This is a genomic window from Nonomuraea typhae (assembly GCF_009760925.1).
GTDB classification, from domain to species: domain Bacteria; phylum Actinomycetota; class Actinomycetes; order Streptosporangiales; family Streptosporangiaceae; genus Nonomuraea; species Nonomuraea typhae.
The window spans coordinates 199,195-221,566 of sequence record NZ_VRLV01000011.1 but is presented as its reverse complement, the minus strand read 5'-3'; the positions used below and the strand labels follow the sequence as shown (position 1 = coordinate 221,566).

General features: G+C 73.5%; 7 protein-coding genes. All 7 read left to right on the top strand.

Annotated features, from left to right (window positions below):
* Positions 1-2: 2 nt before the first annotated feature.
* From FVE25_RS35745 to FVE25_RS35715, 7 genes are read left to right on the top strand one after another with little or no spacing between them, the layout of a single operon-like run.
* On the top strand, positions 3-5,249 hold the full coding sequence (locus FVE25_RS35745; protein WP_219825780.1) for a type I polyketide synthase: 5,247 nt from the start codon (positions 3-5) through the stop codon (positions 5,247-5,249).
* 32 nt (positions 5,250-5,281) lie between these two features.
* Entirely contained in the window at positions 5,282-10,039 is a 4,758-nt protein-coding gene (locus FVE25_RS35740; protein ID WP_157251721.1) for a type I polyketide synthase, read from the top strand.
* Positions 10,032-19,067 carry a type I polyketide synthase gene (locus FVE25_RS35735; RefSeq protein ID WP_157251719.1) on the top strand — a complete coding sequence of 3,012 codons (9,036 nt, stop codon included), beginning with the start codon at positions 10,032-10,034 and terminating at the stop codon, positions 19,065-19,067. The genes FVE25_RS35740 and FVE25_RS35735 overlap by 8 nt, the downstream gene beginning before the upstream one ends.
* A gap of 13 nt (positions 19,068-19,080) precedes the next feature.
* Complete coding sequence (locus FVE25_RS35730) at positions 19,081-19,923, top strand: 3-hydroxyacyl-CoA dehydrogenase family protein (RefSeq protein ID WP_157251717.1); 843 nt, start codon at positions 19,081-19,083, stop codon at positions 19,921-19,923.
* 15 nt (positions 19,924-19,938) lie between these two features.
* A complete protein-coding gene (locus FVE25_RS35725; RefSeq protein WP_157251715.1) occupies positions 19,939-20,187 on the top strand; it encodes an acyl carrier protein in 249 nt (82 codons plus the stop codon).
* On the top strand, positions 20,184-21,305 hold the full coding sequence (locus FVE25_RS35720) for an acyl-CoA dehydrogenase family protein (RefSeq protein WP_157251713.1): 1,122 nt from the start codon (positions 20,184-20,186) through the stop codon (positions 21,303-21,305). Before FVE25_RS35725 ends, FVE25_RS35720 begins: the two co-directional genes overlap by 4 nt.
* On the top strand, positions 21,302-22,372 hold the full coding sequence (locus tag FVE25_RS35715; protein WP_157251712.1) for an HAD-IIIC family phosphatase: 1,071 nt from the start codon (positions 21,302-21,304) through the stop codon (positions 22,370-22,372). Before FVE25_RS35720 ends, FVE25_RS35715 begins: the two co-directional genes overlap by 4 nt.

Genomic DNA, 22,372 nt, shown 5'->3' with positions numbered 1-22,372 from the left:
CCATGACAGGAAAGGCCCGAGCGATGGGGACCGAGGCCAAGCTCCGTGACTACCTCAAACGCGCCACCGTGGAACTCGCGGAAACCCGACGCCGCCTGACCGAGGACGAGAGCCGCCGCCACGAGCCGATCGCCATCGTGGGCATGGCCTGCCATTACCCGGGCGGGGTGAGCACCCCCGACGACCTGTGGGAGCTGGTGCGCTCCGGGCGCGACGCCATGGGCGGCTTCCCCGCCGACCGCGGCTGGGACGCCGAGGACCTCTACGACCCGGACCCGGACGCCACCGGCAAGACGTACGCCCGCCAGGGCGCCTTCGTGCCCGACGCCTTCGACTTCGACGCCGCCTTCTTCGGCATCAGCCCGCGCACCGCGCTCGGGACCGACCCGCAGCACCGGCTGTTCCTCCAGGCGACCTGGGAGGCGTTCGAGCGGGCCGGCATCGACCCGGGGACGCTGCGCGGCAGCCGTACCGGCGTCTACGCGGGCGTCATGTACGAGCACTACTCCAACCGCTTCCTCGCCGGCTCGCCCGGGGCGATGGAGGGCACGTTGTTCACCAACAGCGTGGCCAGCGTGCTGTCCGGCCGCGTCTCCTACCTCTACGGGCTGGAGGGGCCGTCGATCTCGCTCGACACCGCCTGCTCGTCCTCGCTGGTGGCCATCCACCTGGCGGTGCAGGCGCTGCGCCGGGGCGAGTGCACGCTGGCGCTGGCCGGTGGCGTGACCGTGATGCCGTCGCCGGTGCCGTTCGTGGAGTTCGCCCGGCAGCGGGTGCTGTCGCCGGACGGGCGATGCAAGGCGTTCTCCTCGACGGCCGACGGCGTCGCGTGGGGCGAGGGCGCCGGGGTGGTGCTGCTGGAGCGGCTGCCGGACGCCGAGCGCAACGGGCGGCGCATCCTCGCCGTGATCCGGGGGAGCGCGATCAACCAGGACGGCGCTAGCAACGGCATGACCGCGCCCAGCGGCCCGGCCCAGGAGCGGGTGATCGAGCAGGCGCTGGCCGACGCCCGCCTCGACCTGTCCGACGTGGACGCGGTCGAGGCGCACGGCACCGGCACCACGCTCGGCGACCCGATCGAGGCGCAGGCGCTGCTTGCCACGTACGGCCGCGGGCGGCCTGCCGAGCGGCCGCTCTGGCTGGGGTCGCTGAAGTCCAACATCGGGCACACCCAGGCCGCCGCCGGCGTCGGCGGGGTCATCAAGATGGTGAAGGCGCTGGAGCACCGGGTGCTGCCGCGCACCCTGCACGTGGCCGAGCCGACTCCGCACGTGGACTGGTCGCAGGGCGGCGTCCGGCTGCTGACCGGCGAGGTCGAGCTGTCCGAGGGCGAGCGCCCGCCGCGGGCCGGGGTCTCCAGCTTCGGCATCAGCGGCACCAACGCCCACGTGATCCTGGAACGCGGACCCGACCCGGACCCCGCGCCGCCGACGGGCGCGCTCCTCGTGTGGGTGGTGTCGGCCAAGAACGAGCGTTCCCTGCGTGCCCAGGCGGGCAGGCTGCGCGACTGGGCCGCCGCCGCGCCGGAGGCTGATCTGGCCGACGCGGGGCAGGTGCTGGCCAGGCGGGCGAGGTTCGCGCACCGGGCCGCGGTGCTCGCCGAGACCCGGGACGAACTGGTCGCCGGACTCGACGCGCTGGCCGCGGGTACGCCGCACCCGGCCGTCCTCGACGGCGTCGCCGCCACCGGCGCGCGCACGGTCTTCCTCTTTCCCGGCCAGGGCTCGCAGTGGACCGGCATGGCCGTCGACCTCCTGGACGCCAGCGAGGTCTTCCGCGACCGGCTGCGCGCCTGCGACGAGGCGCTCAAGGCGCACACCGGCTGGTCGGTCGAGGACGCGTTGCGCACCGGCAAGGAGATGGAAGGCTCCGACACCATCCAGCCCGCGCTGTTCGCGGTCATGGTCGCGCTCGGCGAGCTCTGGCGCTCCCTCGGCGTCGAACCGTCCGCGGTCGTCGGCCACTCCCAGGGCGAGATCGCCGCCGCCTGCGTCGCGGGATCGCTCTCCCTGGAGGACGCCGCCCGCATCGTCGCCGAGCGCAGCCGCGTCAGCGTCGACCGGCTCGGCGGCACCGGCGCCATGGTCTCCGTCGCCGTGCCCGCCGACCGGGCCCGCGAACTGATCGAGCCCTACGCCGGCCGCCTGTGGATCGCCGTGGACAGCGGGCCGACCGGCTGCGTGATCGCCGGCGCCGTGGACACGATCGAGGAGGTGGCCCCCCTCTGGGAGGAGCCCTACCGGGCGCGCCGGGTCGCCGTGGACTACGCCTCCCACACCCCGCACGTCGAGGTCCTGCGTGAGGAACTGGTCAGCCTCTTCGGTGAGGTACGGCCGGGCCGTACCGACATCGAGTTCTGCTCCTCCTCCGCCGGGGGGTTCGTCGATCCCGAGGGACTGACGGCCGAGTACTGGTTCGACAGCATGCGCAACCCTGTGCTGTTCCGGCAGGCGGTCGGGGCGTTCACCGGCCCGTGCCTGTTCGTGGAGGTGAGCCCGCACCCGGTGCTCCAGGTGGACGTGGCCGGGATCGCCGAGTCCGGCAGCGTCTGCGGCACATTGCGCCGCAACGCGGGCGACTGGCGGCGCTTCCTGCACGCGCTGGCCCAGGCGTTCGTGCTCGGCGCCGAGGTCGACTGGGCCCGCGCGCTCGCCGCCGGCCCCCATCGGCACGTCGAGCTGCCGACCTACGCCTTCGACCGGCGCCGCTTCTGGCTGGCCGCCGCGGACGGCCGCGGCACCCCGCCCGGCGTGGACGGCAGCGCGCACCCGCTGCTCACCGCCGTGGTGCCGGTGGCCGACGGCGGGCTCGTCCTGACCGGGCGGCTGTCGGTCAAGGCCGCGCCCTGGCTGGCCGACCACGCCGTCGAGGGCGGCGTGCTGCTGCCCGGGGCCGCCTTCGCCGAACTGGCCCTCGAAGCCGCCGCGGCCGCCGGCTGCGCGCGGGTCGAGGAGCTGGTCATCGAGGCGCCGCTGGTCCTGGACGGCGCCGCCCGCCTCCAGGTCGTCGTCTCCGCCCCCTCGGCGGACGGCCACCGCACGATCACGATCTTCTCCGGAACCGGCGACGACTGGGTCCGTCACGCCTCCGGCACCCTGTCCACCGCCGTCGCCACCTCGCCCGGCTGGGCCACCGCCTGGCCTCCCGCGGACGCCGAGCCGGTCGAGGTGGCCTACGAGGCGCTGGCCGCCCGTGGCTACGCCTACGGCCCGGCCTTCCAGGGCGTGAGCGCGGCCTGGCGCTCGGGGGAGGAGCTGTTCGCCGAGGTCACGGCCCCCGAGGGGGTGGACGTCACCGGCTTCGGCATCCACCCGGCGCTGCTCGACGCCTGCTTCCACCCGCTGCTCTTCGCCGCCCGGGAGAGTACGCTCCGCCTGCCTTTCGCCTTCGGCGGCGTGCGGCTGTCGGCCGCGCAGGCGGGCTCACTCCGGGTACGGCTCACGCCGCGCGGCGCGGACGAGGCGGCCATCGAGGCGGTGGACGCCTCCGGTCGCCCGGTGTTCACGATCGACTCCCTGCGCGTACGGCAGGCCGCCACCCGGCCGGTGCCCGCCCAGATCGTCCCGTATGGCGTGGACTGGGTGGAGGCTCCCTCCACGGGTGCGCCGGTGGGGCCGTACACCGTGGTGCCGCTGGCCGAGGGCACACCCCGCGAACTGGCCGCCCGCGCGCTGGAGGCCATGGCCGAGGACGAGCGCCACGTGGTGTTCGCACCGCGTGGCCTGGCGGCCGGGGTGGTGCCCGGCCTGGTCAGGACGGCCCAGGTGGAGCAGCCGGGGCGGTTCGTCCTGGTGGACGCCCCTGAGGGCTTCGCGGACTGGGAGCGCGTGCTGGCAACCGGCGAGCCGGAGATCCGGGTCGGGGACGGCAGACTCCTGGCCCCCCGCCTGGCCCGCCGCACCTCTTCGCCGGAGGGGGCCCGGACCGAGGTGTCGGTGGCCGGCTGGGCGACCGGCGGGGTTCTGGTGACCGGTGGGCTGGGTGGGCTGGGCAGCCTGGTGGCCCGCCATCTGGTGGACAGGCACGGTGTGCGGGACCTGGTCCTGGTGGGCAGGCGTGGACCGGAGACGCCCGGGGCCGACGTCCTGGCCGCCGGGCTCCGGGAGACCGGCGCCCGGGTCCGGGTGATCGCCTGTGACGTGGCAGACCGCGAGAAGCTGTCCACAGTTGTGGACGACATCCCCAACCTGACGGCCGTCATCCACACGGCAGGCGTCCTGGACGACGCCACGATCGAGGGTCTCACCCCCGAGCGGGTGGACCGTGTCTTCGCCCCCAAACTCGACGCCGCCTGGCATCTCCACCACCTCACGAAAAATCGGGACCTGGGGGCGTTCGTTCTGTTCTCCTCGCTGACCGGGATCCTGGGCAACGCCGGCCAGGGCAACTACGCCGCCGCCAACAGCTACCTCGACGCCCTGGCCGCACACCGCAGGGCGCAGGGCCTGCCGGCCGTCTCCATCGCCTGGGGACTCTGGGACAGCTCCAGCGAACTGACCGGCGCCCTCAGCACCGCCGACAAGGCCAGACTCGCCCGATCGGGCGTCGCCCCACTGGACTCGGCCACCGGCCTGGAGCTGTTCGACGCCGCCCTGGCCGGAGACGAGCCGGTCGTCGTCGCCGTCCGCTGGGACACCGCCGGCCTCCGGGCCAGGGCCGACAACGACGACCTCCCGGGAATGCTGCGCGGCCTGGTGCGCGCGCCCCGCCGTACGGCATCGGCGGCGGCGGCGGACGCGGCCGGGCTGGCCGCGCGGCTGGCCGAGCTGGCGCCCGCGGAAGGGCTGCGGCTGCTCACCGGCGCCGTCCGCGCCCACGTCGCGGCCGTGCTCGCGCACGGCAGCCCCGAGCAGATCGACGTCACCACCGCCTTCAGCCAGCTCGGCTTCGACTCGCTCACCGCGGTCGAGCTGCGCAACCGGCTCAACGCCGAGACGGGCCTGCGGCTGCCCGCCACGCTCGTCTTCGACCACCCGACCGTGACCTCCCTGGCCACCTACCTGTTCCGCACGCTGGCCCCCAAGTCGCTCTCGCCCGAGGACGTGCTCCAGGGCGCCCTGGACCGGGTCGAGGCCATGCTCACCAGCGCCAACGGGGAGGGCGAGGCCATCCGCGGCCGGCTCGTCCCCATCCTGCAGGCCGCCCTGACCAGGTACGGCGGGGCCGGGAGCGACGCCGACGGCATGGTCGAAAAGATCGACGCCGCCTCCGATGAGGAGATTTTCGCGCTCATCGACAACGAACTGTGACCACTGACTCCCGTTACCGGAAAGGTTCGCCGATGGGGACCGAGGAAAAGCTCCGCGCCTACCTCAAGCGTGTGACCGTCGAACTGGCCCAAGCGCGCCGTAACCTCACCGAGGCCGAGGACCGCCGCCACGAGCCCATCGCCGTCATCGGCATGGCCTGCCGCTACCCCGGCGGTGGCGACACGGTCGAGGGCCTGTGGGAACTGCTGCGCGAGGGCAGGCACGCGGTCGGCGAGGTGCCTCCGGCGAGGTGGGACATCGACGCCTACTACGACCCCGACCCGCAGAAGCCCGGCGGCATGTACACCCGCTACGGCTGCTTCCTCGACGACGTGACCGGCTGGGACGCGGAGTTCTTCGGCATCTCGCCCCGCGAGGCGCTGCGCATGGACCCGCAGCAGCGCCTGCTGCTCGAACTGGCCTGGGAGGGCCTGGAGAACGCCGGGCTGGCGCCCAGCCGGATGAAGGGCAGCAGAACCGGCGTGATGGTCGGCTACATGGACACCCTCCAGTACGGCCGGCTCCAGATCGAGATCCAGGGCCGGGACGCCGTCTCCGACCCGTACCTCGGCCAGGGCGCGATCGCCAGTGTGGCCGCCGGCCGCATCGCCTACCAGTTCGACCTGGTCGGGCCCACGCTGACCGTGGACACCGCGTGCTCCTCCTCGCTGATCGCCGTCCACCTGGCGGTGGAGAGCCTGCGCAGGGGCGAGTGCGACATGGCGCTGGCCGCCGGGTGTTCGCTGACCTTGCATCCGTCGATGTTCATCCAGGCGTGCGCGGGCATGATGATGTGCTCCGACGGCCGGTGCAAGACGTTCGACGAGGGCGCCGACGGTTATGTGATGGGCGAGGGCGGCGGCCTGGTCGTGCTGGAGCCGCTGTCGAAGGCGCTGGCCAACGGCAGGCGGATCCGCGCGGTCATCCGCGGCTCGGCGGCCAACCAGGACGGGCGCAGCAACGGGCTCACCGCGCCCAGCAGGAACGCCCAGGTGGACGTGATCACGCGGGCGCACGTGGCGGCTCGGGTGCACGCCGACGACGTCGACTACGTGGAGGCGCACGGATCCGGGACCCAGCTCGGGGACGCGATCGAGCTGTCGGCGCTGCACGACGTGTTCGGCAGGCGCCCCGCCGAGCGGCCGCTGCGGGTGGGCGCCATCAAGACCAACATCGGCCACACACAGGCGGCCGCCGGCGTGGCCGGGCTCATCAAAACCGTGCTCATCCTGGAGAACGGGGTCATCCCGCCCAACCTCAACATGGACCGGCCCGCCACCGCCATCCACGAGGACGGCACGATCCGGCCGGTGACCGAGGCGCTGGAGACGGCGCCCCGGCTGGCGGGGGTCAGCTCGTTCGGCCTGTCGGGCTCCAACGCCCACGTGGTGCTGGAGGCCGCCCCCGAGCGTGTTTCCCCGGGTGTGGCCGGGCCCGCCGTACACACTCTTCCCGTCAGCGCGGGCAGCCAGGCGGCGCTGCGCGAGCAGGCGGCACGGCTGGCCGCCCGGCTGGCCGCGGACCCCGGGCTGGAACCGGCCGACGTGGCCCGCACCCTGCACACGGGCAGGGCGGCGCTCGACCACCGGCGGCTCCTGGTGGTGGACGACGTGGCCGGCGCCGTCACCCGGCTGCGCGCCCTGGCCGGCGGCCCGGATGTCGTCAGGGCCAAGGACAATCCGCGGATCGCGTTCCTGCTGCCGGGCGTCGGCGACCAGTACGCGGGCCTGGGCAAGGAGCTGTACGCCACCGAGCCGGTTTATGCACAGGCTGTGGACGCCTGCGTCGAACTGGTCCGCCGGCACGCCGACCTGGACCTGCTCCCGTTCTTCGAGGCCGACCCCGCGCCGCGCGAGGACGGCCTGGCCGCGATGCTGGGCAGGGAGAGCGGCCAGGACGCCGGGGACGACCCGCTGGAGCACGCGCCGATCTCGCACCCGTTCCAGTTCACCGTCGAGTACGCGCTGGCCAGGCTGCTCGCCCACTGGGGCGTGACGCCGGACATGCTCATCGGCTACAGCCTCGGCGAGTACGTCGCCGCCTGCCTGGCCGGCGTCTTCACGCTCGAGGACGCCGTGCGGGTCGTGATCGAGCGGGCACACCTGATCAACGCGGTCCCGGCCGGCCGCATGGTCGCCGTGGCCGCCTCCGAGCAGCGCATCCGCGAGGTGCTGCCCGGCCTCGAGGTGGACGTCGCCGCGCTCAACGGCCCGTCGATGACCGTGCTGAGCGGCCTGCCCACCTTGATCGAGCGGGCCACCGCGGACCTGATGGCCGCCGGCCTGGCCTGCCGCCCGATGCGCTCGGCGCACGCCTTCCACTCCTCGCTGCTGCAGCCCGCCCGCGACAAGCTGTTCGCCCTGCTGGAGACCGTGCCACGCCAGGCGCCCGCCCTCACGATCATCTCGAACCTCACCGGCGCCGCCCTCACCCCCGAGCAGGCGATCAGCGACTCCTACTGGGCCGACCAGCTCGTCAGCCCCGTGCGCTTCGCCGACGGCGTCCGCCACTGCGTGGACCAGGAGATCGACGTCTTCGTCGAACTGGGCGCCGGGCAGACGCTGGGCGGGCTGGTCCGCCAGAACCTGACCGGCGGCGCACCCGCCGCGGTGCTGGGCACGCTGCCCGCCCTGTGGACGGCCGGTGAGCGCCGCGACGCCAGGACCGAGCTGCTGGAGAGCGCCGGACGCCTCTGGGAGGCGGGCGCGCCGGTCCGCTGGGAGCTGACCGGACCGGCCACGGCCGGGGTGGTCACCCTGCCCGCCTACCCGTTCCAGCGCACCCGCTTCTGGCCCGAGCCCGCCTCCGGCACGGCCGCCGCCTCGACCGGCGGAGCCGGGACCGGTGGCGCCCCGACCGGCTCCGGGGAACGGGCCGACGGCGTCCGGACGGAGGGGGCCGACTTCCGGTTCGTGCCCTCCTGGCGGCAGGATCCCGTCCGTCCCGTCCTGCCGGACCTGCTCGCGCTGCCCGGCCCGCTGGTCGTCTTCTCCGAAGGCGCGGCCGGTACGGCTCTCGCCGACCTGGCCGAGGCGGGCGGCGGCCAGGTCGTGGAGGTCTTCGCCGGATCACGGCTGCACCGCGACGGGCGCTGCCTGACCATCGACCCCGCGGACCCGGCCCACTACGCCGAGGTGTTCCAGGGGCTCGCCCAAGGCCCCGTGCACGTGGCCCACCTGTGGAGCCTGCTCACGGCCCGCGAAGACCTGGAGGCGGCGATCGGCCACGGCTTCGACAGCCTCCTGCTGGCCATCCAGTCGCTGACCGTCGAGCCCGGCGCCCGCCTGCTCACCGTCACGCGGGGCGCCGCCGAGGTCCTGGGCGGCGACAACGTCGCGCCCCAGCAGGCGCTGGCCCACGGGTTCGGCCGGGCCGTACAGCACGAGTTCAAGGAGCTGACCTGGACCGGCGTCGACCTGGACCCGGCCACCGCAGACCAGGCCGGCGGGCAGGTGGCCGGTGAGCTGGTGGCCGCGCCCGGCGGGAGTGACGCGCTGGCCGCCTGGCGGCGCGGACGCCGCTGGGTGCGTGCCTGGGCGGAGGTTCCCGGCGAGCCCGATGCCACCGGTTCCCCCTGGCGGGCCGACGGCGTCTATCTGGTCACCGGTGGTACCCGGGGCCTGGGTATGGGCCTGGCCAGGCACCTCGTGCGCACCGGGGTCAGGAAGCTGGCCCTGCTCAGCCGTACCCCTCTCGACCGGAACGCCGCCCCCGAGCCCGGCAGCCGGACCGAGCGCACGCTCGCCGACGTCGCCGCGCTGGAGGCGGCGGGCGCCGAGGTGCTGCTGGTGGCGGCGGACACCGGCGACGCGGCGCAGTTCGAGCGCGCCATCGCGGGCGTGCGCGAGCACTACGGCGCGCTCCACGGCGTGATCCACTCGGCCGGGCTCCCGGCGGGCGGCCTCATGCAACGCAGGACGGTCGCGGAGGCCCGGGCGGTCCTCGCGCCGAAGGTCCTGGCCATGGGCCCGCTGGCCAGGCTGGTCGGCGCGGACACCCCCGAGCACGAGCGGCCGGAACTGCTCGTCCTGTACTCCTCCGCGGTCACCGCGTTCGGCGGCATCGGCGAGGGCGACTACTGCGCCGCCAACACCGTCCTGGACGCGTACGGCGAGGCGCTGGCCGCCACCGCCCCTTCCACCCGGGTCGTCGCCATCTCCTGGGGCCCCTGGCTGCACGACGACTGGCAGGCCGAGAACTTCAAGAACACCGGCGGCCTGGCCGAGCGCGTCAGGAACTACCGCGAGAGGTACGGCTTCGCCGAGGAGGCCGGCAACGACCTGCTCGACACGATCATCAGGGGCGGGCACGGGCACGTGCTGGCCGCCCGGCAGCCGCTCGGGGACGTGGTCCGCGAGTGGACCGCGATGCTCGACATCGACAACCTCATCGGCGAAGCCGTACCCCGGGGCGAACGGTTCCCGCGGCCGCAGCTGCGCACCGACTACGCCGAGCCGCGCAACGAGCGGGAGGCGCTGGTCGCCGAGCTGTGGGGCGCCTATCTCGGCATCGCCCAGGTGGGCGTGCACGACCCGTTCTTCGACCTCGGCGGCAACTCCCTGGTCGGCATGGCCATGGTGCTGGCCATCGAGAAGGAGCTCGGCGTCCCGATCGCCCCGGCCGTGTTGTTCGAGCATCCGACCGTGGCCGCGTTCACCGCGGCGGTCGACGGCGGCGCGTCGGCCACGCAGGAAGCACTGACCAGCAGCTCGGCGAGGGGGCAGCGGCGGCGTCGCGCCCGGGCCGGCACCCACAGGGGACAAGCCGAAAAGGGAGCAGAACGTGAGTGACGAGAGCACGGGCACCGACATCGCGATCGTCGGGATGTCCGGAAGGTTCCCGGGCGCGTCCGGCGTCGCCGAGCTGTGGGCCGCCATCAGGGCGGCCCGGTCGGGCATCACCCGCTTCACCGACGAGGAGCTGCGCGCCGAAGGCGTCACCGAGGACGAGCTCCAGGACCCGAGCTACGTGAAGGCCGGCCCGGTCATCGACGGCATCGAGCTGTTCGACGCGAACTTCTTCGGCTTCACCCCGAAGGAGGCGCAGATCCTCGACCCGCAGCACCGGCTGTTCCTGGAGCACAGCTGGGCCGCGCTGGAGGACGCCGGCTGCGACCCGGCCCGCTTCGACGGCTCGATCGGCGTCTTCGGCGGCTGCGCCCACAGCTCCTACATGCAGAACAACCTGATCCCCGGCGGCGTCGGCGAGGTCATGGGCCACCTGGCGCTCGGCCTGGCCAACGACAAGGACTCGCTGACCACCCGGGTCGCGCACACGCTCGGCCTGTCCGGCCCGAGCTACGGCGTGCAGAGCTACTGCTCCACCTCGCTGGTCGCCATCTGCGCCGCCGCCACCAGCCTGGCCGGGTTCGAGTGCGACATGGCGCTGGCCGGCGGCGTCGCCGTCAGCGTGCCGCACCGGGTCGGCTACGCCTACCAGCCCGGCGGGATCGCGCCGCCGGACGGCGAGTGCCGCGCCTTCGACGCCGCCGGTCTCGGCAGCCCGCTCGGCAGCGGCGTCGGCGTGATCGTGCTGCGCCGCCTGGAGGACGCGCTGGAGGCCGGCGACCAGATCTACGCGGTCATCCGCGGCTGGGCGGTCAACAACGACGCGGGCAAGAAGGTCGGCTTCACCGCGCCCGGAGTGCAGGGGCAGGCGTCCGTCATGGCCGAGGCGCTGGCCGCCGCCGACCTGGACCCGGCCGACATCGACTACGTGGAGGCGCACGGCACCGGCACCGCCCTGGGCGACGCCGCCGAGCTGGCCGCCATCCAGCAGGTGTACCGGGGCGAGTCGCTGCTCGTCGGCTCGGTCAAGACCAACCTCGGCCACCTCGACCGGGCCGCCGGGGTCACCAGCCTCATCAAGACCGCGCTGGCCCTGCGCACCGGCGAGATCCCGCCCACGCTCAACCTGGAGACCCCCAACCAGCAGCTCGCCTCGGGAGAGGCCGCCATCGAGGTGGTCACCGAACTGCGCTCCTGGCCGGAGACGGGACGCACCCGGCGGGCGGGCGTCAGCGCCTTCGGCATCGGCGGCACGAACGCGCACGTGGTGCTGGAGGCGGCGCCCGAGGTGGCACGCCCCTCGACGGCGCCGCGGGCGGAACTGCTCGTCTGGTCGGCCCGCACCGCCGAGGCCGCCGACACGATGACCACCCGCCTGGCCGACCATCTCGCGGGGGACGCGGGCAACCGGACCGGCGGCACGGCCGTACCGCCGAGCCACGGCGGCGACCGGCTGGCCGACGTGGCGCACACCCTGCAGTCCGGCCGCCGGCTCTTCGGCCACCGCAGGATCCTGGTCGCCGGCAGCACCGAGGAAGCCGTGGCCGGTTTGCGCGAGCCCGCCGTCCTGGGCCGCTCCGACACCCGCACCGACCGGCAGGTCGCCTTCCTCATCGCGGGCACCGGCGAGCAGTACCCGGGCATGGCCGCCGACCTCTACGCCGGCGAGCCGGTCTTCCGCCAGACGCTGGACCGCTGCCGCGACGCGCTGCGCGGCCTCATGGGCGGCGCCGACCCGCTGGCCGACATGCTCCGCCCCCGCGTCAGCGGCGAGGCGGGCGCGCTGGCCAGGATGCTGGGCCGGGCCGAAGCCGCCGACGCCACCACCACCGACCGGCTCCAGCCCGCGTTGTTCGCGGTCGAGTACGCGCTGGCGCACCTGGTCCGCTCGTGGGGCATCGAGCCGTCGATCCTGGCCGGCTACAGCCTCGGCGAGTACGTGGCCGCGTGCCTGTCCGGCGTGCTGTCCCTGGACGACGCGCTCAAGCTGGTCACCCACCGGGCCAAGCTGATCAACCAGCTGCCCGCCGGAAGCATGAGCGCCGTCCCCCTGCCCGCGGCCGAGGTACGGGCCCGCCTCGCCGGCATCCCCGGCGTGGACGTGGCCGCCGTCAGCGGCCCCTCGCTCACGGTCGTCGCCGGCGAACCCGAGGGCATGGAGGCCGTCCGGGCGCTCCTGGAGGCCGACTCGATCCCGTGCCGCCCGCTGGCCACCACGCACGCCTTCCACTCGCGCATGCTGGAGCCGATCCGCGGCGAGCTCACCGGCTGGATCGCCGCCAACGTCACCCTCAACCCGCCGCGCATCCCCTACGTCTCCAACGTCACCGGCGACCTGGCCACCGCCGAGCAGGTGACCGACCCCGGCTACTGGGCCGAGCACATGTGCGCGGCCGTCCAGTTCGACAAGGTGATCGGCACCTTGATCGGGTACGGCGAGGCCGCCCTGCTGGAGATCGGCCCCGGCCAGTCGCTCGGCGCGATGGTCCGCGGCCACCGGGACTGCCCCAGGGACCGCTGGCCGCTCATCGTCCAGGCGCTGCCCGCCGAGAGCGACACCCGCTCCGCCGGGCACGTGCTCACCGAGGCGGTCGGCCGGTTGTGGCTGGCCGGCGTACCGGTCGACTGGCCCGGCTACCAGCGCGGGCGCCCTGTCGCCAAGGTGTCGCTGCCGCCGTACCCGTTCCAGCGTGAGCGCTACTGGGTGGACGCGCCCACGGCCAAGCCGGTGGCTGCCGCCCCGGAGCCGGTCGTCGCGGAGCCCGAGCCGCACGTGCGCGTGATGGCCCCGACGTGGACGGCCGCCGACCTCCCCGCCCCCGCGGACCCGCCCGGGAAGGTCGCGCTGGTGGCCGACCGCGGCGGGGTCGCCGACGCGCTCGCCAGGGTTCTGCGGGCCGCCGGAACCGAGGTCGAGCCGGGTACCGCTACCGCCGACGTCGTGGTGGACCTGCGCATGCTCGACCACACCGACGCCGGCTCCGACGGCCGTGAGGCACTGCTCCCGGTGGCCGCGCTCCTGGACGGCTGTGCCGAGAGCGGCGACAACACGCGGGTCCTCGTGGTCACCGCGGGCGGCCAGGCGATAGGCGGGGACAGCCCGTCGCCCGCCCAGGCCGCCGTGGCCACGCTGCCGCTGGTCGCCAACCAGGAGTACCTCAACCTCGACTGCCGAGCCGTCGACCTGGCACCCGGTCTCCCGCCCGAGGAGGCCGCCGCCCTGCTGGCCGCCGAACTGGCCACCCCTCCGGGGCAGACCCTCGCCGCCTACCGCGACGGCCGCCGCCTGGTGCGCACCTTCGAGCCGGTACGGCAAAGCGCCCCCGACCAGAGCGCCCCGCTCGCCCAGAGCGCCCCGGCCACCCAGAGCGGCCCGGCCCAGGACGCCCCGGTCATCCGGAAGGGTGGTGCCTACCTGGTCACCGGTGGCCTGGGGCCGGTCGGGCTGCTGATGGCCGAGCATCTGGCCGACGCCGGAGCCGGGCGACTCGTCCTGACCAGCCGCACCGGCCCGGACGACGCGCGCCGCGAGGTTGTGGAGCGGCTGCGGGCCCGCGGCGTCGAGGTCAGCACCCCGGCCGTGGACGTCACCGACGCCGCGGCCATGCGCGTCCACCTGGAAGGCGTGGACGGCGTCGTCCACCTGGCCGCCGTCAGCACCCCGGACACCTTCGTCTCCCTCCGGGACCTGAACGAGGAGGCCGTGGACCGGCACTTCGCCGCCAAGGTCGCGGGCGCGAAGGTCCTTGAACGGGTCTTCGCCGAGATGGACGGCCCGCCGGAGTTCGCGGTGCTGTTCTCCTCCACCTCCGCGATCCTGGGCGGCATCACGTTCGGCAGCTACGCCGCCGCCAACGCCGCTCTGACCGCCCTGGCCCACCGCAACCACGCCCGCCGTACCGCCACCACGTGGGTGGCGGCGAGCTGGGACACCTGGTCGATCACGCTCGAACGGCTGGGCGGCGGCCTGGGCGCGGCGATGGTGGCGCACTCGATGTCCACCGAGCAGGGCATGGCCGCCTTCGACGAGATGCTGGCCGCGCCGCAGCCGGACCTGGTGGTGGCGGCGGGCGGGCTGGACGACCGGCTGCCCAGGGCGGCGGCGCCCGCGGCGCCGAAGGGTGACCGGTTCCCCCGGCCCGAGCTGCCGCAGCCGTACAGCCCTCCGCTCACGGACGCCGAGCGCGGCCTGGCGGAGCTGTGGTCGGAGGTGCTGGGGGTCGAGCCGGTCGGCACCCGGGACAACTTCTTCGACCTGGGCGGCAACTCGCTGGTCGCGCTGCAGATGCTCCGGTTGGTGAAGGAGCGGTTCGGCGTCGCCGTACCGACGGTGATGTTGTTCGAGGCGCCGACCGTGAACCGGCTGGCGGCCATCCTGGACGAGCGCGGCGCGGTCACGCAGCCGGTCGTCCCCGTCAAGGTGGTCCAGCGCGAGCAGGACGACGACCGGCGGATCGCGATCGTGGGCATGGCCGGGCGCTTCCCGGGCGCGCCGGACGTGGCGACGTTCTGGCGGAACCTGCGGGAGGGCGTCGAGTCCATCACCTTCTTCGGCGAGGACGAGCTGGTGGCGGCGGGCGTGGATCCCGAGCTGGTGCGGGACCCGGCCTACGTGCCGGCCCGGCCGGTGCTGGACGAGATCGACACGTTCGACGCGGCCTTCTTCGGGATGAGCCCGCGCATGGCCGCGATGACCGACCCGCAGCAGCGTGCCTTCCTGGAGGTGTGCTGGGAGGCGCTGGAGCAGGCGGGGTACGCCGCGCCGGAGCACCGGGGGCGGGTCGGGGTGTTCGGCGGCACGAACATCTCCACCTACCTGCTGCGCCTGAGCGACCAGCTGCTGGGCGCGGGCAGCGAGGAGTTCAGCGACTTCGAGGTCATCATGGGCAACGACAAGGACGCCCTGACCACGGTCGTGTCCTACCTGTTCGACCTGTACGGGCCGAGCGTGGCGGTGCAGACGTTCTGCTCGACCTCGCTGGTGGCCGCGCACCTGGCGGTGCAGAGCCTGCGGGCGGGGGAGTGCGAGCTGGCGCTGGCCGGCGGCGTCTCGATCCGGATCCCGGACCGGGTGGGGCACAAGTTCGGCCCCGGCGGCCAGGAGTCGCCGGACGGGCACGTGCGCACGTTCGACGCCCGGGCGCGCGGCAGCATGTTCGGCGACGGGGCCGCGGCCGTCCTGCTCAAGCGGCTGCCGGACGCGATCCGCGACGGCGACCACATCTGGGCGGTGATCCGCGGCGCGGCGATGAACAACGACGGCGCGCTCAAGGTCGGCTACACCGCGCCCAGCGTGATCGGCCAGGCCAGGGTGATCGCCGACGCGATGGCCGACGCGGGCGTGACCGGCGACGACATCAGCTACATCGAGGCGCACGGCACCGCCACCGAGCTCGGCGACCCGATCGAGGTGGCGGCGCTGACCCGGGCCTTCGGCCAGACCAGCGAGCGGCGCTACTGCCCGATCGGCTCGGTGAAGACCAACGTCGGCCACCTGGACCGCGCCGCGGGCGCCAGCGGCCTGATCAAGACGGCGCTCTCGCTGAACAGCGGGCTGATCCCGCCGAGCCTGCACTACACCAGCCCCAACCCGGAGATCGACTTCGAGAACAGCCCGTTCTACGTCAACACCGAGCTGGCCGATTGGCGCACCCGCGACGGCCGCCCGCGCATCGCCGGGCTGAACTCCCTCGGCATGGGCGGCACGAACGTGCACCTCGTGGTCGAACAAGCGCCTGCCAGGGACCACGCCCCCGAGTCCCCGCGCAGGTACCAGGTGCTCCCGCTGTCCGCGCGCAACGCGACCGCCGCGGACCAGGCGTGTCATCGCCTCGGTGAGCACCTGCGAGAGGCGGCCGGGGTCCGGCTGCCGGACGTGGCCTTCACCCTGCAGGTGGGGCGCAAGACGTTCGAGCACCGCCGGGCCCTGGTCGCCGCGAGCGTCGAGGAGGCGGCCGGGGGACTGACCGGCCCCGAGGTGCTGAACCGGGTCGACACGGTCCAGGGCCGGCAGGTGGCGTTCCTGCTGGGCGGGGTCGGGGAGCAGTATCCGGGCCTGGTCGCCGGGATGTACGCGCACGAGCCGGTCTTCCAGCGGCATCTCAACGCCTGCCTGGAACACCTGGACGAAGGACTCAAGGACCTGCTGACCGGCGCACGCGGCGGTGACGGGCGGGGCGCCGCGCTGGAGCGCACCGAGGCGGTGCAGCCCGCGCTGTTCGCCGTGGAGTACGCGCTGGCGCGCACGCTCATGGACTGGGGCGTCCAGCCGCGCCTCATGCTCGGCTACAGCCTCGGCGAGTACGTGGCCGCGTGCCTGGCGGGCGTGCTCTCCCTGGAGGACGCCCTCAAGCTGGTCGCCCACCGGGCCGGGCTCATCGCCGGGCTGCCCGGCGGCGCGATGCTCGCGGTCTCCCTGCCCGAGGCCGACCTGCGCCGCCGCTTCCCGCTCGACGGGCTGGACCTCGCGGCGCTCAACGGGCCGCAGGTCACGGTCGTCGCGGGCCCCGGGGAGACGGTGGACGCCCTCGCCGCGCGGCTGCGGGCCGCCGAGGTGCCCTGCCGGTCCCTGCGGACGACCCACGCCTTCCACTCCAGGATGTTGTCGCCGATCGCGGAAGAGCTCACCGACTGGGTCAAGAAGAACATCCGGCTCAACGCCCCGGCGCTGCCGTACATCTCGAACCTGACGGGCGAGGTGGCCGGCGCCGAGGTGCGCGACCCCGGCTACTGGGCCCGGCACATGTGCGAGACCGTGCGGTTCGCCGCCGGGGTGGAGAGCCTGCTGGCCGACCCGGAGCTGGCGATCGTGGAGATCGGCGCCGGTCAGTCGCTCGGCGCGCTGGTGCGCGGGGCGGGCTGCCCGCCGCAGCGCTGGCCGCTCATCTCCCACGTACTGCCCGCCGCGAGCGACAGCCGGCCCGACGACCAGGTGTTCGCCGGTTGCCTGGCGCGCCTGTGGCTGGCGGGCGTGACGCTCGACTGGGCGGCCTACCACGATGGAGGGGCCGGCCGGATCCCGCTGCCCACCTACCCGTTCCAGCGGCTGCGCTACTGGATCGACCCGTCCGCCACCCGGTCCAGGAAGAAGACGGTCGAGGAGGCGATCGCCGAGGGCTCGCTGCTCGACGCGATCAGCAGCCTGGCCAAGCTGCCCGAGGACGAATGGCTCTACCAGCCCGTCTGGCGTCAGGTCACCGCCTCCCGCAAGGCCGAGCCGGCCACCTGGCTGGTCTACTCCCGCGGCGGCCTCGCCGACCGCGCGCTGGCCGCGCTGCGCCGGGCCACGAGCGCGCCCGTCTCGGTGGTACGGCCCGGCGACGCCTACACCGGCGGCCCCGACGGCTACACGGTACGGCCCGGCAACGTGGCCGACACCGCCGCCCTGCTGCGTGACCTGCGTGCCGCCGGCCGTCCCCTGGACCGGGTCGTGCACCTGTGGTCGCTCGACGAGACGCTGCCGGACGCCGGGCACGGCCTGCACACGCTGGTCGCGCTGGCCAGGGCGGCGGGCGAGTCGGGCGTGGACCGCTGGTCGCTGGACGTGGCGGTGGCCGGGACCCAGCAGGTGCTGGGCGAGGAGGTGACGAACCCGGACGGCGCCCAGCTGATCGGCCCGGCCCTGGTGATCCCGCTGGAGTACCCGAACGTGGTCACCCGGTTCATCGACGCCGAGCCGGACGGCCACGCCGCCCTGGTGGCCGAGCTGGGCCGCGAGCAGTCGGCCAGGACCGTGGCGCTGCGCCGCGGCAGGCGCTGGGTGCCCGGCTACGACAAGATGCCGCCGCCCGCGGCCGAGCCGCTGCGCTCCGGCGGCGTCTACCTGGTCACCGGCGGCCTGGGCGGCATCGCGCTGGGCCTGGGTGAGCAACTGGCCAAGGAGTGCCGGGCCAAGCTCGTCCTGCTGGCCAGGCGCGGGCTGCCGGAGCGCGCCCGGTGGGCGGCGATCCTGAGCGGCGCGGACCCGGTCGACGAGACGACCCGCCACCGGGTCGAGAAGGTGACCGCGATCGAGGCGGCCGGCGGCGCGGTCGAGGTGGTCGTCGGCGACGTGGCGAGCGCGGCGGACGTCACCCGTGCGGTCGAGCGGGCCCGCGAGCGGTTCGGCGCCCTGCACGGCGTGCTGCACGCGGCGGGCGTGCCGGGCATGGGCCTCATGCAGTTCAAGCGGCCGGAAGAGCTCGACGAGGTGATGGCGCCCAAGATCGCCGGCACGCTGGCGCTGGCCGAGGCGCTGCGGCTGGGCGAGCCGGACGAGGTGGAGCTGGACTTCCTGGTCCTGTTCTCCTCGATCACCTCGGCCACCGGCGGCGGGCCGGGCCAGGTGGACTACTGCGCGGCCAACGCCTACCTCGACGCCTACGCCTGCCGGCTGGCCGCCTCCGGCCGCCGCGTGGTGGCGCTCGACTGGGGCGAGTGGACCTGGAACGCCTGGGAGGCCGGGCTGGCCGGGTACGACGAGGGCCTGCAGGACTTCTTCCGCAAGAACCGGGCGCGCATCGGCATCGGGTTCGAGGACGGCTGGCGCTCGCTGCTGCGCGCCCTGGCCAGCGGCGAGCCCCGTGTCGTGGTCTCCACCCAGGACTTCCCCACGCTGGTCGAGGGCAGCTCGATGTTCACCCTGGAGGCGGTCACCGCCACCGAGTCGGGCGGCGAGCGGCACCCGCGTCCCGAGCTGGTCACCTCCTACCAGGAGCCCACGGGCGAGTCGGAGGAGAGGATCGCCGGGATCTGGTGCGACCTGCTGAAGCTGGAGCGGGTCGGCGTCCTGGACAACTTCTTCGAACTGGGCGGCAACTCGCTGCTCGGCGTCACGATCGTGGCCGCGGTGCGGCGCGCGTTCGAGCTGGCCGAGCTGCCCCCGCACATTCTCTACGAGGCGCCGACGGTGGCCGCGCTGGCCCAGACCGTCGAGGCGATGACCTCGGGCGAAACCCCGACCAACGGCGGCACCGACGGCGGCAGCCAGGTGCGTGCCCAGCTCCGCAGATCCGGACTCGAAGCCTCGGCCGCCCGTCGGCGTGGCCGGTAACGAAAGGAATGTCATGGCTTTGATCGGCGTAATCGGCGCAGGCGTCATGGGCGTCGGCGTCGCCCAGAACCTCGCGCAGACCGGGCACGACGTCGTCCTGGTCGACAAGGACGAGCAGATCCTCAAGGAGGCCCTCGAGACCATCAACCGCAACGCGCGGATGAGCCGCCTCATGGGCGGCCCCGCGCTGGACGCCGACGCGATCCTGTCCAGGATCACCACGTCGGTGGGCGTCGGCGGCGCGGCCGAGGCCGAGGTCGTGATCGAGAACGTGACCGAGAACTGGGAGATCAAGCGGAGCGTCCACGAGGAGCTGGACCGGGTCTGCGGCCCTGACACGATCTTCGTCGTCAACACCTCGGCCATCCCGATCACCAAGATGGCCTCGATCACCAACCGCCCCGACAAGGTGGTCGGGGTGCACTTCATGAACCCGGTGCCGGCCAAGCCCGCCTGCGAGCTCATCCCCGGCTTCCACACCTCCGAGAAGACCGTCGAGCGCACGCGCGAGCTGCTGACGGCGATGGGCAAGAAGGCCATCGACGTCAAGGACGCCTGCGGCTTCGTCTCCAACCGGGTCCTCATGCTGACCGTCAACGAGGCGGCCTACCTGGTCCACGAGGGCGTGGCCACCGCCGAGTCCGTCGACGAGGTCTTCCGCAGCTGCTTCGGCCACCCGATGGGCCCGCTGGAGACCGCCGACCTGATCGGCGTCGACACCATCCTCTACTCCGTCGAGGTGCTCTACGAGCACTACGCGGACAGCAAGTACCGGCCGTGCCCCCTGCTCAAGCAGATGACGGACGCCGGGCTGCACGGCCGCAAGTCGGGCCGCGGCTTCTACACCTACAACTGAGAAGGGCCATCCCTCATGTCCAACACCGCTCAGGGGCAGATCCTCGACTTCGTCCGCGGCCGCTTCCCGCAGGCCGAGATCGACGCCGCGCAGGACATCTTCGCCCTCGGCTTCGTCAACTCGTTGTTCGCGATGGAGCTGGTGATGTTCGTCGAGAAGACCTTCGAGGTCACCATCCCCAACGACGAGCTGCGCATCGACAACTTCCGTACGGCCGACTCGATGGCGGAGCTGGTCGACAGGCTGGCGAGAGTGGCGGCGTGACGGCCAAGGTCACCGACCGGCGCTCGGCCCGCGAGTTCGTCGACGCGCACATCGTCCCCCACGCCGACGCCTGGGACCTCGACGGCCGCGTGCCGGAGGACCTGATCCGCAAGGTGAGCGAGGCGGGCCTGTGGGCCCCCTTCCTCCCCGAGGAGTACGGCGGCGCCGGCATGGACTGGGTGAGGGTGGGCGAGCTGCACGAGGAGGTGGGCCGGGGCTGCTCCTCGGTCCGCAGCCTGCTCACGGTCCACACGATGCTGTCGTGGACCGTGCAGCGCTGGGCCACCCCGGCCCAGCGCGAGCAGTGGGGCCCGGTGCTGGCGAGCGGGCAGGCGCTGGGCGCCTTCTGCCTGTCGGAGCCGGGCGCCGGCAGCGACACCTCGGGCATCACCACCACCGCCACCCAGACCGATCGCGGCTGGGTGATCAACGGCACGAAGAAGTGGACGACGAACGGCCGGCGCGCCGACGTCTATCTCGTCTTCGCCCGGACCGCGAACAGCATCGGCGCCTTCCTGGTGCCGAGGGACACGCCCGGCGTCCGGGTCCGCCCGATCGAGGAGATCCTGGGCACCCGGGCGTCGATGCTGGCCGAGATCACCTTCGAGGACGTCGAGCTGGAGCGCGACGCGCTGCTCGGCCCGAGCGGCTTCACCGCCGGCATGGTGCTCACGGGCACGCTCGACCTCGGCCGCTACAGCGTGGCGGCCGGTTCGGTCGGCATCGTCCAGGGCTGCCTGGAGGCGTGCGCGGCCTACGCCGCCAAGCGGGAGGTGGGCGGCCGGCCGCTGCGCGACCTGCCGCTCATCCAGGCCAAGCTCTCCGACATGGTCACCGACGCGCGGGCGGCCCGCCTGCTGCTGGCCGAGGCCGGCCGGCTGAAGGACGCGGGCGACTCGGCCACGCTCATGGCCACCTGGATCGCCAAGTACTTCGCCTCGACCGCGGCGGCCAGGCACGCCTCGGAGGCGGTCCAGATCCACGGCGCCAACGGGTTCACCCCCGACTACCCGGTGGCGCGCTTCTACAGGGACGCCAAGGTGATGGAGATCATCGAAGGCAGCAACGAGATCCAGCGGATGACCATCGCTGGTCAGGCAGATCGGGAGAAGCCATGACCGTGCAAGAGTCCGTCGCCCTCCTGCCCGAGAAACCCCGCCAGGGGCGGATCAAGTGCATCGTCTGGGACCTCGACAACACGCTCTGGGACGGGGTGCTGCTGGAGGATGAGGAGGTGCATGCGCGCGAGAGCATCGTGGAGGCGATCCACGAGCTCGACCGCAAGGGTGTGCTCCACTCCATCGCCAGCAAGAACGACCGGGACACCGCGCTGGAGAAGCTGCGCGTGCTCGGCCTGGACAAGATGTTCCTGTTCCCGCAGATCGGCTGGAACGCGAAGTCGGAGTCCATCAAGAAGATCGCCAAGGCGCTCAACCTGGGCCTGGACGCCTTCGCCTTCGTCGACGACCAGCCGTTCGAGCTGGCCGAGGTGACCCACGAGGTGCCCGAGGTGACCTGCGTGGACGTGCTGGAGGTGCACGAGGCGCTGGAGCGGCCCGAGTTCCAGCCGCGGTTCGTCACCGACGAGTCGGCGCTGCGGCGCGAGATGTATCAGGGCCAGATCGCCCGCGACGAGCTGGAGAGCGAGTTCGTCGGCACCAACGAGGAGTTCCTCGCCAGCCTGGAGATGTCGTTCACCATCGCCCCGGCGCAGCGGGCCGACCTGCAGCGCGCCGAGGAGCTCACCGTCCGGACCAACCAGCTCAACTCCACCGGCCGCACCTATTCCTACGAGGAGCTGGACGAGCTGCGCGAGTCGCCGGACCACCTGGTGCTGGTGGCCTCGCTGACCGACAAATTCGGCAGCTACGGAAAGATCGGGCTGGCCCTCGTGGAGAAGGGCGAGGACGTCTGGCGGCTCAACATGATGCTCATGTCGTGCCGGGTGATGTCGCGCGGCGTCGGCATGGTCCTGCTGAACCACATCATGCGCCTGGCCGCCGGCGCCGGAGCCGCGGTCCGCGCCGACTTCGTGGAGACCGGCCGCAACCGCATGATGCAGATCACCTACGCCTTCGCCGGGTTCCGGGAGGTGAGCAGGGACGGCTCCCACGTCGTGCTGGAGGCGGACCTGAGCGCGGTGCAGCCGCCGCCGGCGTACGTGCGGCTCGAGATCGTGGAATGA